This window comes from Streptomyces sp. Y7 (assembly GCF_043195415.1).
Classification (GTDB): Bacteria; Actinomycetota; Actinomycetes; order Streptomycetales; family Streptomycetaceae; genus Streptomyces.
The window spans coordinates 683,655-696,608 of sequence record NZ_JBIDDQ010000001.1 but is presented as its reverse complement, the minus strand read 5'-3'; the positions used below and the strand labels follow the sequence as shown (position 1 = coordinate 696,608).

14 protein-coding genes are annotated in these 12,954 nt (G+C 72.0%); 7 read left to right on the top strand and 7 right to left on the bottom strand.

The window, feature by feature from the left end:
- From ACGFW6_RS02935 to ACGFW6_RS02920, 4 genes are read left to right on the top strand one after another with little or no spacing between them, the layout of a single operon-like run.
- Nucleotides 1-1,626 carry a thiamine pyrophosphate-binding protein gene (locus tag ACGFW6_RS02935; RefSeq protein WP_393504001.1) on the top strand — a complete coding sequence of 542 codons (1,626 nt, stop codon included), beginning with the start codon at nt 1-3 and terminating at the stop codon, nt 1,624-1,626.
- A 13-nt stretch (nt 1,627-1,639) separates the two neighbouring features.
- Nucleotides 1,640-2,584, top strand: a complete 945-nt coding sequence (locus tag ACGFW6_RS02930; protein WP_393503998.1) for a PDR/VanB family oxidoreductase — start codon at nt 1,640-1,642, stop codon at nt 2,582-2,584.
- Between the two features lie 25 nt (nt 2,585-2,609).
- Nucleotides 2,610-2,840, top strand: a complete 231-nt coding sequence (locus ACGFW6_RS02925) for a recombinase-like helix-turn-helix domain-containing protein (RefSeq protein WP_393503995.1) — start codon at nt 2,610-2,612, stop codon at nt 2,838-2,840.
- 1 nt (nt 2,841) lies between these two features.
- Nucleotides 2,842-3,867 (top strand): Rieske 2Fe-2S domain-containing protein, encoded by a 1,026-nt coding sequence (locus ACGFW6_RS02920; protein WP_393503992.1) that lies wholly within the window; start codon nt 2,842-2,844, stop codon nt 3,865-3,867.
- A gap of 25 nt (nt 3,868-3,892) precedes the next feature.
- Here the strand turns inward: ACGFW6_RS02920 and ACGFW6_RS02915 are convergent, their stop codons facing one another.
- From ACGFW6_RS02915 to ACGFW6_RS02905, 3 genes are all read right to left on the bottom strand, one after another.
- Nucleotides 3,893-4,432 carry a MarR family winged helix-turn-helix transcriptional regulator gene (locus ACGFW6_RS02915; protein WP_393503989.1) on the bottom strand — a complete coding sequence of 180 codons (540 nt, stop codon included), beginning with the start codon at nt 4,430-4,432 and terminating at the stop codon, nt 3,893-3,895.
- A 134-nt stretch (nt 4,433-4,566) separates the two neighbouring features.
- Nucleotides 4,567-6,039, bottom strand: coding sequence for an FAD-binding protein (locus tag ACGFW6_RS02910; protein ID WP_393503986.1), 1,473 nt, complete (start codon nt 6,037-6,039; stop codon nt 4,567-4,569).
- Nucleotides 6,040-6,286: 247 nt separating this feature from the next.
- Nucleotides 6,287-8,101, bottom strand: coding sequence for an ABC transporter ATP-binding protein (locus ACGFW6_RS02905; RefSeq protein WP_393503983.1), 1,815 nt, complete (start codon nt 8,099-8,101; stop codon nt 6,287-6,289).
- A gap of 241 nt (nt 8,102-8,342) precedes the next feature.
- Between ACGFW6_RS02905 and ACGFW6_RS02900 the strand changes: the two genes are divergently transcribed.
- Both ACGFW6_RS02900 and ACGFW6_RS02895 read left to right on the top strand, forming a co-directional pair.
- Entirely contained in the window at nt 8,343-8,516 is a 174-nt protein-coding gene (locus tag ACGFW6_RS02900; RefSeq protein WP_393503980.1) for a hypothetical protein, read from the top strand.
- Nucleotides 8,517-8,630: 114 nt separating this feature from the next.
- A complete protein-coding gene (locus ACGFW6_RS02895) occupies nt 8,631-9,038 on the top strand; it encodes a hypothetical protein (RefSeq protein ID WP_393505059.1) in 408 nt (135 codons plus the stop codon).
- A gap of 31 nt (nt 9,039-9,069) precedes the next feature.
- Here ACGFW6_RS02895 and ACGFW6_RS02890 read toward each other — a convergent pair whose 3' ends face one another.
- Nucleotides 9,070-9,996, bottom strand: coding sequence for a GNAT family N-acetyltransferase (locus ACGFW6_RS02890; protein ID WP_393503977.1), 927 nt, complete (start codon nt 9,994-9,996; stop codon nt 9,070-9,072).
- Nucleotides 9,997-10,081: 85 nt separating this feature from the next.
- Nucleotides 10,082-10,219: a hypothetical protein gene (locus ACGFW6_RS02885; protein WP_393503974.1), complete on the bottom strand. Its 138-nt coding sequence runs from the start codon at nt 10,217-10,219 to the stop codon at nt 10,082-10,084.
- Nucleotides 10,220-10,397: 178 nt separating this feature from the next.
- Between ACGFW6_RS02885 and ACGFW6_RS02880 the strand changes: the two genes are divergently transcribed.
- Nucleotides 10,398-11,216: a DUF817 domain-containing protein gene (locus ACGFW6_RS02880; RefSeq protein WP_393503971.1), complete on the top strand. Its 819-nt coding sequence runs from the start codon at nt 10,398-10,400 to the stop codon at nt 11,214-11,216.
- Between the two features lie 44 nt (nt 11,217-11,260).
- Here ACGFW6_RS02880 and ACGFW6_RS02875 read toward each other — a convergent pair whose 3' ends face one another.
- Together ACGFW6_RS02875 and ACGFW6_RS02870 are read right to left on the bottom strand one after the other, a co-directional pair.
- The gene (locus ACGFW6_RS02875; protein WP_030948149.1) at nt 11,261-11,587 is read right to left on the bottom strand and encodes an antibiotic biosynthesis monooxygenase; all 327 of its coding nucleotides are present in this window, start codon (nt 11,585-11,587) and stop codon (nt 11,261-11,263) included.
- A 126-nt stretch (nt 11,588-11,713) separates the two neighbouring features.
- Nucleotides 11,714-12,874: a S1 family peptidase gene (locus ACGFW6_RS02870; protein WP_393503968.1), complete on the bottom strand. Its 1,161-nt coding sequence runs from the start codon at nt 12,872-12,874 to the stop codon at nt 11,714-11,716.
- Nucleotides 12,875-12,954 lie beyond the last annotated feature (80 nt).

The window sequence follows — 12,954 nt, the reverse complement described above, 5'->3', positions numbered from 1 at the left end:
ATGCAGTACGACAACGGGGGCGAGCTCCTCGTGGCCCATCTCGAATCCCTCGGCATCGACACCGTGTTCGGCATCGTGTCCGTGCACAACCTGCCCCTGGTGGAGGCCGTCGACCGCCGTCTGCGCTTCGTCCCCGTCCGGCACGAGGCCACCGCCGTCAACGCCGCCGACGGCTACGGCCGCGCCCGGGGCTCGATCGGCTGCGCCCTCACCTCCACCGGCACCGGCGCCGGCAACGCGGCCGGCTCGCTGATCGAGGCCCTGTCCGCCGGGACCGCCGTCCTGCACGTCACGGGGCAGGTCGAGTCGCGGTACCTGGGCAGCGGGCGCGGCTTCATCCACGAGACCAAGGACCAACTCGGCATGCTGGACGCGGTGTCGGCGTACGCCGCCACCGTCACCTCCGCCCGTGACGCCGGACGCGTCCTGCGCGAGGCGAGCGCGGCGGCACTCGCCACGCCCGGCGGCCCCGCCAGCGTCGAGTGGCCGATCGACCTCCAGTACGCGGCTCAGGAGGACGCCGGCCAGGCCGCCCCCCTCCGGGCGGCTCCCTCTCCGGACCCCGATGAACTCACGGCAGCGCAAGCACTGCTGGGCGAGGCCCGGCGCCCCCTGATCTGGGCCGGCGGCGGCGCCTGCCACGCCCGCCCGGAGCTCGCCGCACTCCTGGAGGCGACCGGCGCCGGACTGCTCAGCTCCAACTCCGGGCGGGGCTCCGTCCCCGAGGACCACCCCCTCGTCATCGGCAACTTCGCCACCACTCCCGCCGCGCGCGCCCTGCTCGCCGACGCCGACGTCCTCGTCACGATCGGCACCCACTTCCGCTCGAACGAGACCGCCGACTACAGGCTGAAGCTCCCCGACGCCCACATCCAGATCGACGCCGACGCGGCGGCACTCGGCCGGGTCCACCCGGCCCGCCACGCCCTGCACGCCGAGGCCGCCGCCGTGCTGCCCACGCTGACCGGGGCCGCCGCCCGTGCCGACACCGACTGGACCGCCCGGGTCACCGCCGTACGCGACGAGGTCCGGGCAGCCCTGCACGACGACATCGGGCCCCAGGCCGCCCTCTGCGACGCCCTCGCCGCAGCCCTGCCGCGCGGCGCCGTGGTCGCCCGCGACGTCACCATCCCGTCGTCGTCCTGGGGCCACCGGCTCCTGCCGATCCACGACCCGCGTGCCAACGTCTTCCCGCGCGGCGGGGGCATAGGGCAGGGCCTCGGTATGGGCATCGGCGCCGCACTGGCCCGCCCCGACGAGCCGACCGTGGTGATCGCCGGCGACGGCGGCCTCGCCGTGCACTTCGGCGAACTGCTCACTCTCGCCCAGGAACGCCCCCGCCTCACCCTCGTCGTCTTCAACGACGGCGGCTACGGCGTGCTGCGCAACATGCAGGACAAGTACGGCGAACGCCGCTCCGGAGTCGACCTGTTCACCCCTGACTTCGGCCCGCTGGCCGCCGCCTGCGCCCTGCCGTACGCCCGCATCGCCGCCCCGGAGGAGGCGGCGCCCGTCCTGGAGACGGCCCTCGCCTCCGACGGCCCCACCCTTGTCGAGGTCGACCTCACCGCTCTCGGCCCGATGAAGAACCCGTTCACCCCACCCGTCAAGATCCCCACCGCGTAGGGAGGCCACCGTCATGACCACTGCCGACGAGCACGAACTCGACCTCCTCGTCCGCCGGATGACCTGGGAGGCGGACGGCGTCCTCTCCGTCGAACTGGCCCGCCCGGACGGCAAGCCGCTGCCGGCCTGGACGCCGGGCGCCCATCTCGACCTGCACGTGGGCGGGTTCGTCCGCCAGTACAGCCTGTGCGGCGACCCGGCCGACCCGGCCTCCTACCGAGTCGGCGTCCTCAACGAGCCCTCCTCGCGGGGTGGTTCACGGCACGTGCACACCAAGCTGCGCCCCGGCCAGACGGTCCGCGCGGTCGGCCCGCGCAACCACTTCGCGCTGGAGCCCGCCGCGTCGTACGTCTTCCTCGCGGGCGGCATCGGCATCACCCCGATCCTCGCGATGGCCCGCGGGGCCGAGCGGGACGGCGTCCCGTACCGCTTGATCCACGGTGGCCGGACCCGGGCCTCGATGGCCTTCGGCGCCGAGCTGTCCGCGCTCACCGGCGACGTGACCCTCGTACCGCAGGACGAGCGCGGCCACCCCGATCTCGGCGCCGCCCTCCAGGACCTGCCGGCCGACGCGCTGGTGTACTGCTGCGGGCCCGAACCGCTCCTCAAGGCAGTCGAAGAGGTGTGTCCCGCAGGCCAGTTGCGGGTGGAACGGTTCGCCGCGCCCGCCGTCGAGCGCGACGGTGACGACACCGCCTTCGAGGTCGAGTGCCGCAGGTCCGGCGTGACCCTGACCGTCGACGCCGGCACCTCCGTGCTGGAGGCCGTCGAGAACGCGGGCCTGTCCGTCGGCTCCTCCTGCCGGGACGGCATCTGCGGCTCCTGCGAGACCCGGGTGCTGGCCGGCACCCCCGACCACCGCGACTTCCTGCTCAGCGAGGCGGAACGCGCCACCGGCGAGACGATGATGCTGTGCGTCTCCCGGTGCGCCTCCGACCGCCTCGTCCTGGACCTGTGACCCGTACGAAGACCCGGAGACCCGCATGACCACCGACACCGCCTGGCCGTACCTCGAACCGCACCAGACACGCGGACACGAGCCCACCTCCTACGAACTGAAGCTGGCCCGCACCCTGGAGGAGATCTTCACCCACGACGGGCACGAACTCGCCGACGTCGTCACCGGGCTCAACGCCCGTCAGGTCCGCACGCCGTCCGGCGCGCCCTGGACCGAGGAGACCTTCCGTACCGAGATGCAGCGCCTGGGAGCCTGAGATGCCACTTTCCGTATCCGACACAGCGGCCCACATCTACGCCCACGGTCTGCGCAACCAGTGGCACCCGGTCGTCCCCTCCGACTTCGTCGCTCCCGGCGGACTGCGCAAGGTGACCGCGCTCGGCGAGAACTGGCTGCTGTTCCGCAGGGCCGACGGCACCCTGGCGATGCTCGCCGACCGCTGCCCGCACCGCGGAGCCCCGCTCTCCCTCGGCAAACACCTGGGGGACCGGGTGGCGTGCTGGTACCACGGCGTCGAGGTCGACGGCTCGGGCACGGTCACCTCCGTGCCCGGTCTGCCCGGCTGCAACCTGGAGGGGAAGACCCTCGTCACCTCCCTGCCGGTCCGCGAGGTCGGCGGCGCGATCCTCGCCTGGTTCGGCGACGAGGAGCACCCGGAACCGGCCGAACTGACCCTCCCGGAGCCGCTCACCGACCCCGGGGTGTCCGCCTTCCTGTGCTACGCCGAATGGAACGTGCCGTGGCGGTACGCCATGGAGAACCTCCTCGACCCGATGCACGGCGCGTTCCTGCACCACGAGTCGCACACCATGTACGACGGCGACACCCAGGCCAAGTTCCGCATCCGGGAGACCGAGCGCGGCTACTTCTTCGAGAAGACCGACCAGCGGGGCGTCAACTTCGACTGGGTGGAGCTGTGCCGCACCGGCGTCGACTGGGTGGACCTGTCCATCCCGTATCCGCCGTCGGCGGGACCGGGCGGACCGTTCGGCATCGTCGGCATGGCCTGCCCGGTGGACGCCGGACGCACCGGCGTCTTCTTCTGGCGCTACCGCGGGGTGACCGGCTGGCAGCGCGACACCTGGCGCTTCCTGTACAAGACCCTCATCGAGGAACGCCACTGGCAGGTCCTCGAACAGGACCGCGTCATGCTGGAGGCCATGCCCGCCGACGCCGACCAGCGGGAGAACCTGTACCAGCACGACCTGGGCGTGGTGCGCCTGCGGCGGCTCTACCAGGCCCGGGCGGCGGACCAGTCCGGGGCGGCGGCCGCGGCCCTCTGACGCCGGGGGAGGGGCGGGCCGCTCGTCAGCCCGCCGCGTCCTCCTGCGCCGAGTCGGACTCGACGATGGAGTGCTCCAGACCGGACAGCAGCCGGGCGAGCTGACGGCGCTCGGTCAGGGAGAGCCCGTCGAGCATCCGTCGCTCGTTGTCCAGATGCTCGGTGAACACCTCGTCCACCTTCCTCAACCCGGCGTCGGTGAGCCGCGAGTAGACCACGCGCCGGTCGACCGCGTCGCGCTCGCGCACCAGCAGCCCGTCGTTCTCCAGCCGGTCCAGACGCAGCGTCACGCCCGCCGAGGAGATCAGACCGGAGGCGGCCAGCTGACCGGCCGTGAGCCGGTAGGGCGCGCCGGACCGGCGCAGCGCCGTGAGGACGTCGAAGCCGGCGACCGACAGCCCGTGCTTCTCGATCTGGGCGGTGAGACGCGACTGGTACTGGAGGTAGGCGCGGTGCAGCCGGGCGAGCACCTCCAACGGTGACGTGTCCAGCCCGGGGCGCTCGCGTGCCCAGTCCTCCACGATGCGCGCCACGGCGTCCGGCCGCCTCGCCCTGCGCTGAGCCATGTCGTCCCTTCACGGCTGGTCCTGTCGTGAAACGCGGTCTCAGTGGCCCCGCGCTCCCCCGGAGAAATCTTAGCCCTGAGACAACCCCGTCGAACATCCACCGTGGTTCGACGGGGCGCAGGCGCCGCGTGGGCTCAGAAGATGCCCTGGCCGGGGACGAGGATCCCGCGCGGGTCGTAGGTGCGCTTGGCGCGCGCCAGGCGCGGCCAGGCCGGGCCGAAGTGGGTGCGCCAGTCCGCGCGGGTGAACGGGATGCTGCCCACCGGGTACTGGGTGCCGCCCGCCGACGCGGCGAGCTCGTAGGCGGTTCGGTTGGCCGCGAGCAGCCGGTCGACCGTGGCCGTGTCCTCGGGCGGGGTCGCGCGCAGCACCGCGAAGAGGTACGGCGTCGCGTCGTCGGGCGCCCGCATCAGGGGGGTGGTGAGGCGGTCGCGCCTGATCGGGTAGACGAGGACGACGCCGGGCCCCAGATCGGCCGGGGTCAGGTCGTCCAGCATCCGGGAGACGAGGGCGCCGGTCGGCCTGCCGGGAAGCAGCAGGTTGAGCCAGGGGTGCGCCCAGTCCCAGAGCCCGGCCTCCTTCAGCGCGGCGACGGAGGGGGCCAGCCGGTCCAGGAAGTCGTAGTAGGAGAGGTCGGCGATCTGGACGCCGGAGGGGTCGTGGCGCAGGCCGCGCAGCAGGACCGTGTCGTCCGGTGCGGGGCCGGCCGGTGGGCCGTACGCCACCGCTTCCAGGGTGTGGACGCGGAACTCGCCTCCGGGGTCCGCCGAGATCTGGCCCTCGACGTAGTCGAAGCGTCCCTCGCGCACCAGGGCGCGCTGGTCTTCGAGAAAGGTCTCCAGGTCGTCGTACGGCAGCAGGTAGTGGCGTACGGTCCGCGGCGCGCGCACCAGGCGGACGGTGGCGGCGACGATGACGGCGCACTGTCCGAGGCCGGCCAGGACGGCGTGGAAGAGATCGGGGCGCCGGGATGCGGAGCAGCGCACGAACTCGCCGGCGCCGGTGACGACCTGGAGCTCGGTGACGTTGTCGACCTGGGCGCCCTGCCGATGGGTCTGGCCGCCGATGCCGCCGACGGAGAGCGTGCCGCCGACGGACAGTTCGAGATAGTCGGTGAAGACCGGCGGGGTGAGGCCGTGGGCGAGCGTGGCCTTCGCCAGTTCGCTCCATCTGATGCCGGCGCCGACGGTGACCGTCGTGCTGTGCGGCCCCAGGGGGCCGATGCGGGTGAGCGGCGCGGTCTCGATGACCAGGCCGCCCGAGACCTGGGCCTGGCCCTGGGTGGCGTGCCCCTGCCCGCGCGGTGCCACCGGCAGCCGGTGGGCGTTGCAGAACCGGACCATGGTCACCACGTCACGGACCGACCCCGGGCGCAGTACGGCGACCGGGCGGTGGTGCACGATGTGGCCGAAGTCGTCGGAGGCGGCCGCCAGCGACGCCTCGTCCGTGCTCAGCGTGCCGTCGAGCGGCGGGATCCCCACCAGCTCCGGACCGTCCGCCGTCGTGGTGGTGGCCCAGGTGCGGGTGGCGGGCGCGAAGCCGATCACGGCCGCGCCGGTGACCGTGAGTCCGCGCAGCAGCGTACGGCGCGACGGCGTGTGGGACATGCGAGGCCACCTCACGAACAATCGGGAGTCACCAAGTCCGGGTCATCCTAGGTGAGTTGTATTCGCGTGGCAGGAGTGAAACGCCGGGTCCCGGGACGTCAGCCGGATGCGCCTCCGTGCGCCTCCAGCGTGCGCCGCGCCTGGGCGAGACCGGTTGCACCCAGGGCCGACCGGTCCGACGAGTGCGGCGCCGCCCGTGTCCCGGGCGGCGCCGCACGCCGTCAAGGGGCGGACGTCCGTGGCGGGTTCAGGGCAGCTCGGCCCGTTCCGGGCTGTCGTCGAGGAAACCGCCCGACTGGTGCTGCCACAGCTTGGCGTAGGCCCCGTCCGTCGCGAGCAGTTCGTCGTGGCTGCCCTGCTCGACGATCTGTCCGTGGTCGAGCACGACGAGCCGGTCCATGGTGGCGACCGTGCTCAGCCGATGCGCCACCACGAGCGCCGTCCGCCCCTCCATGAGCCGCCACAGCGCCTCCTGGACGAGGATCTCGCTCTCCGAGTCCAGGGCGCTGGTCGCCTCGTCGAGCAGCAGGATCGGCGCGTCACGCAGGATCGCCCGGGCCAGGGCCACCCGCTGGCGCTGACCGCCCGACAGCTTGATGCCGCGCTCGCCCACCATGGTGTCGAAGCCGAGCGGCAGCGAGTCGGCGAACTCGGTGACATGCGCCGCCTCCGCCGCGCGCCGGATCTCGGCGTCGTCCGCGTCCGGGCGGCCGAACGCGATGTTGTCCCGCAGCGTGCGGTGGAACATCGCGGGGTCCTGCGGAACGTAGGCGATCTGGCCCCGCAGGTCCCTCTGGCGCAACCGGCTGATGTCCTGACCGCCGATCAGGATCCGCCCGGAGTCGATGTCGGTCATCCGCAGCAGCAGCCTGGTCAGTGTGGTCTTGCCGCCGCCCGACCGGCCCACGAGGCCGATCTTCGCGCCGGCGGGGACGGCCAGGTCGAGCCCGTCGAACAGCGGCCGGCCCGCGGTGTGGGCGAAGGTCACCTTCTCGAAGCGGACGTCGGAGGAATCGGTCAGCAGCGGCTCCGGCGCCGGCGGGTCGAGCACGGTCGGCGGGGTCAGCAGCAGCTCGGTGAACTGCGCGGCCTCCGTCATCGAGCTCTCCAGCCGACGGTAGATCTGGTTGAACTCGAACATGATCCGTGTCGCGTTGCTGTAGTAGGTGAAGGCCACCACGATCGCCTCCACGCCGTGCGCGCCGCCGCCGAGCGTGACCGCGAGCAGCAGGCCGAGCGCGTTGGTCAGCACCGACATCGGGGCGACGAAGGTGTCGATGCGCAGATTGCCGTAGTCCCACGACCGCAGGGTGAGCCGGCGGGACGTGGCGACGCGGGAGCGGTGCTCGGCGGCCTCGCGCTCCTCGGCGGCGAACGCCCGCACCGTGTCCATGTTCATCAGGCTGTCGGCGACGTGCCCCGACACCCGCGCGATCGCCTCCTCACGCTGGTCGACGAGTGCCTGGCGGCGCCGGATGAGCGGCACCACGCACACCGCCGTCACCGCGATCATCGCCAGGAGGCCGACCACCAGCAGCGGTTCGTAGCGCCACAGCACCACCGCGCCGAACGCCAGCGGCACGAACATCCCCACGATCTGGAACGTCAGCGTGTCCACGAACTGCTCGAAGCGGGAGGCGAAACTGAGGACCCGCTTCGTCAGCGAGCCGGCGAAGTTGTCGTGGAAGAACGCGGCGTCCTTGGCGAACAACTCGTCCATCCCGACCACGTACAGATGCTCGATGCCCAGGGCGTCCAGCCGGTTCAGGCAGTGCAGCGCGACCCGCCACAGCGCCTCCGAGACGAGGAGCACACCGACGAAGCCGAGGACGTACGGCAGTGTCGAGGCGACGGTGACGTCCGCGTCTGCGGCGATCTCGCCGATGAGCTTGGCGACGATCAGCGGCGCCACATAGTTGATTCCGATGTTGCCGACGGCCGACAGCAGCATCGTCGGCACCGCCATCCACTTCAGACGGGCCAACTCCCGCCCGTAGTGGCGAAGTGCGAGAAGCACCGACCTCTTGCCCGGTAAAGCCCTGCGCGGTTCAGGCGTTCCCATCCCACCCCTGTGTTTCGATTACGTAGAGTCGCTGGTCGAATACGCAGTGTCCCGCGACGGTGGCGGCGCAGTCCAAGCGTTTTTAGGGCCGACGGGAGCGCATGGGGGGCGTACGGGGCAGGCGGAGCCGCGACTTCCCTCTACCACAAGTAACATGATCCACTTTTGTCTCAGGTGCCCTGCACGGTCACCGCGGCACCCGCTCGGCCGCCCCCTTTCTTCGATCACCCAGAGGACTTCCATGTCGTCTCAAGGCGATGCCCTCCAGCGGGCACATACCGACTACGAGCAGCACATGCGGACCTGCCGGCAGTGCCATGCGGACAACGTGCCGTGCGCGGTGGCGAAGCATCTGCTGCGGCTGTACAACAACGCCCGAAGAGGCAGCGCGCGAGCGGGTGTGGCGGGCCGCTGACCGGCCTCGACGGCGGGCGGGGGCGCACGGTATGCAAGGGGTGCCGGAACTCGACTCCCCTGGTCCCTGGAGGACTTCGTGCGACTCCTGCCCCGCTCACCGTCCGGCTGGACCATGGCCGTCTTCGGCGTCCTCGCCGCCGGACTGGGCGTCGTGGGGCTCGTCGCCCCGGACGCCCTGCTCACGCTGATGGGCTTCACGCCCGTCGCGGACTCCCGGCGGGCCGAGGGCGACCACACGACGGTCTTCCTGACGGCGTCGTCCATGGCGGCGCTCAACATGGGCGTCTACTACGTACTGGCCGCGCTCTCCGACTGGAAGGCGTTCTTCCGCTGGACGGTGCCCTTCCGCCTGCTGACCTGCGCGGTCTTCACCCTCGCGGTCATCGGCGGCCGGGCACCGTCCGGCTTCCTCGGCGTGGGGCTGTGGGAGGGGGTCGGCGCGATCGTCACCGGCGCCGCCCTCCGCCACGAGCAAAGGCGCGCGCCCGCAAGGGAGATGGACAGGGATCCAGCCGTCTGACGCAGGAGCACGGCGCGGTGGCGCCGGCCCGTCACTTCAGGACCGTCTCCCAGGTGTCGACGGCGTAGTGCACGGCCATCCCGTGCCGTGCGTACAGCGCCGGAGCCCCCGTGGCGTTGGAGGTGTCCACCCCGAGCCCCACCGTCTCCCGGCCGCGCGCGGCGAACGCGGCGAAGGCGTGCCGCAGCAGCAGGCCGCCCAGACCCGTGCCCCGGGCCGCACGCAGCACACCTATGCTCCGGATCCAGCCCATGGCCTCACGGTCGTCGCGCGCCATGAGGAACCCGGCGTCGCCCAGCTCCGCGGTACCGGCGATCCACACCATGGACCAGTCGAGAGTGTCCGCGTCGACGTCGTGCAGCCACTGCTCGTAGGTGCGCGGCTGGAAGTCGAAATGCTCGGCGAAGCTCGCCTGGTACAGCGCGTGGACGCGCACGCGGTCCGCCTCGTCGGCGCACGACCGCAGCCGCACACCGTTCGCAGGCTGCGGCACGAGGTCCTCGGCGCCGTTCAGGGGCCGTTGCAGCACGTGGTAGCGGCGCACGGCGGACCAGCCGCGGCGGGTGATCAGGTCCGTGTCGAGGGTCGGCTCGGTGTTGAGATGCAGATGTACCACCGCCCTGGTCGCACCGTTCTCACGGGCCTTGTCCAGGGCCCGGGCCTCCATCGCGTCCAGGATCAGCTCACCGGCCCCCTGGTGATCGGGGAGCACGTAGTGGTCGACGTCGACGCGCTCGCCGCCCGACTCGTCCCACAGCAGGCCGTACGCCACCAGCCGGTCGCCGTCGAAGGCCAGCCAGGAATCGCGTCCCAGGTCGATGTCGGGCCGTTTCAGATCGGCCTCGACGGTGTGCAGGTCGGTCTCGGGACGGCCGATCTCGATCCGGTCGACTTCGTTGAGGAGCTCGGTGACGGCGGCCGCGTCGGCGAGGCCGGCCGGACGAAGGGCGTAAGGCATGGCCTCAGGGTCGGGGGAAGGCGGGGCGGCCGCAACGGCTTTTCGACGGCCTCCGCCCCGCCTTCACTCGCCTCGCGCCGTACCGTCAGCAGTCCGGAACGCCGGCGATCCTCTCGCCGCCCCGGATGTAGAGGTTGTTGACCCACACGATGTCGCTGCCGCCGCGCGGCTGGCTGGCCGCGACGACGCCGACCTTGTCGTCAGCGGGTCGTTCACACGGCACCGGGCCGACGTCCCGAACCCCAGGGAGCCAAGCCGCGCGGGGGACCCTGACATTTCTCAGGTACCGCTCCCACGGCGCCGGCTCCTATGGTCGTGACCACCGGACGGCGCCGCGGCGCCTGCACGGCCCGGTCGGGAACGGGGGCAACCGACCGGGCCGTGTGTTCGTCCTACGGATCATGGTCACCGTCAGCATCACCGGCCCCCTCGGCGCGTCCGTGCGCCAGCTGCTCGAGTTCGCGTGGATCCAGACCCGGTCCTGTGCCTTCGCCATCGCCCTGATGTCCGGCGTGGCGGCGTCGACCCTGCTGCCGGGCCTGCCCGTGGCCCGTTACGACCTGCTCGTCGTCTACGGCGTGCTGCTGACGCTGCTGTTCTGGCTGCGGGGCTGGGAGAACGGCCGGGACATCGGCGTCATCGCCGTCTGCCATGTCATCGGCCTGGCGTTCGAGCTGGTGAAGGTGTCCCTCGGATCATGGAGCTATCCGGAGCCGGCCGTGCTGAAGTTCGCGGGCGTCCCGCTGTACGGCGGGTTCCTGTACGCCGCCGTCGGCAGCTACGTCTGCCGGGCCTGGCAGCTGTTCGACCTGGAGCTGGTCCGCTACCGGCCGCGCTCGACGGCCCTGGTCGCCGCGGCGATCTACGTCAACTTCTTCAGCCACCACTGGCTGCCCGACGCGCGCTGGCTGCTGGCCGCCGTGCTGCTGGCCGTCACCGCCGGCACGTCCGTGCGCTACACCGTGCGCGGTGTGCGACGCCGGATGCCGCTCGCGCTGTCGTTCGTGCTGATCGGCTTCTTCCTGTGGGTCGCGGAGAACCTCGCCACCTACGTGGGAGCCTGGCGCTACCCGTACCAGATGGACGGCTGGCAGCCCGTGGGCGTGGAGAAGTTCGGCGCCTGGTCCCTGCTGATCAGCGTCACCTTCGTACTGGCCGCGGTCACCCGCTCGAGCAGTGCCGCGGCGAGGACCGGCGCCCCGGAGGCCGCACAGCGGTGATGGCGGGGGCCCCGCCCCCCCCCACCACCGCTGTGCGCCAGGCGCTACTCGCCCTTCGGGCCAGCCTGCTGCACGACCTCGAAGGACCACAGCGTGGACCCGCTCGCCGCCGGCTTGGGACGCTCGCCCTCCGTGGCACCGCCCTGGTGGGCCGACTTCATGGGGCCCTCCATCCAGGCCTGGAAGGACTCCTCGTCCCGCCAGCGCGTGTACACGAGGTAGGTGTCGGTGCCCTCGACCGGCCGCAGGAGCTCGAACCACTCGAACCCGTCCGAGCCCTCCACGGCGTGCGCACGGGAGGCGAAGCGCTTCTCCAGCGTCTCGCGCTGCTCGGCGGGGACGGTCAGTACGTTGATCTTGACTACGCTCATGGTGCTCATCCTGCCGCACGGCCGCCGGGGGAGACGCGGCGGCTCGTGCATCGGGGCACCGGGGTCACCCGGCGGGGAGGGGCGGTCCGGCGGGGGAGCGCCGGCCACACCCCTCCCCGCTGTAGGTCACGCCGTGTGCAGGGTCAGGCCGTAGCGGCCGAGGATCTCGTTGACGGGCTGGAACCAGGTCTCCCCGCCGCCGGAGCAGTTGCCCCAGCCGCCCGAGGTGACCCCTTGGGCCTGGTCGCCGCTGATGAAGGAGCCGCCGGAGTCACCGGGTTCGGCGCAGACGCTGGTCTTGGTCATCTGGTGCACCGCGCCCTGGCTGTAGTTGACGGTCTCGTTCTTGGCCAGTACGGCGCCGCAGTGCCAGTGCGTCGTGGAGCCGGACCGGCAGATGGAGGCCCCGACGGGTGCCTCGGCCGAGCCCCGCACGAGCTGGTCGGAGACCGTGCCCCAGCCGAGCACGACCGGTACGGTCCACCAGCCGCTGCCGACGTTCACCCAGGCGTAGTCGTTGTCCGGGAACGAGGAGCCCTGGAAGTTCCCGATGTAGCTGCCGTCCCAGCCCCGGACGCCGGCGCCCGCCTGTCCGCAGTGGCCGGCGGTGATGAAGCCGCCGTGCACCGAGAAGCCTATGGAGCAGCGGACGTTGCCGGTGTAGTACGGGTCGCCGCCGACGGTACCGGCCGCGAAGGTGCGCGGGGCGTCCGCGACCGTCTTGACGGTGACCGGGCCGGTCGCGCGAGCACGGGAGACGAAGGCGCGGACATCGTTGTCAGCGCGGGCGTCGTCGACGACGTTCACGACCACGGTGTTGGCCATCGGGTCGACGTGCCAGCCACTGACGCCCGAGGGTGCGGCGAGGCGGTCGATGCGTGCCTTGGCCGCGTCCAGTTCGCGAGCGCTGTGCGTGACGGTGCGCACGGCCGCTCCGGTGGCCCGGACCTCCCGCAGCGTCGTGGCGGGCGCGTCCGCCGTCACGGCCACCGTGAGCCGTTCGCTCTTCGCGTCGAACCACGAGCCGCCGTAGGCGGATCCGGCCGCCTTGCGTGCCTTCGGTGTGAGGTCCGTGGCGGTGCGTTCCGCCGCGAGCCGCGTCCTGGCCTGTTCCTTCGACAGGCCGAGGTCGCGCTGCATGGCCTGGAGCAGTCCTGCGGAGGCGGGTGCGGCCTCGGCCGCCGTGGGGGAGTCGTCGGCCGCGGCCTGTCCGGTGCCGCCCGCGGTCAGGCCGCCGAACAGCAGGATCGCGGCCAGGCCGGCGTACTTGAGTCTGCTGCGTCTCAAGGGAGTTGCCCTTCGTCGTTCCAGCAAGGTGGGGTGGAACAACCGCAAGCTGAGAGCGCTCTCAATCGGGGTCGGGCCGA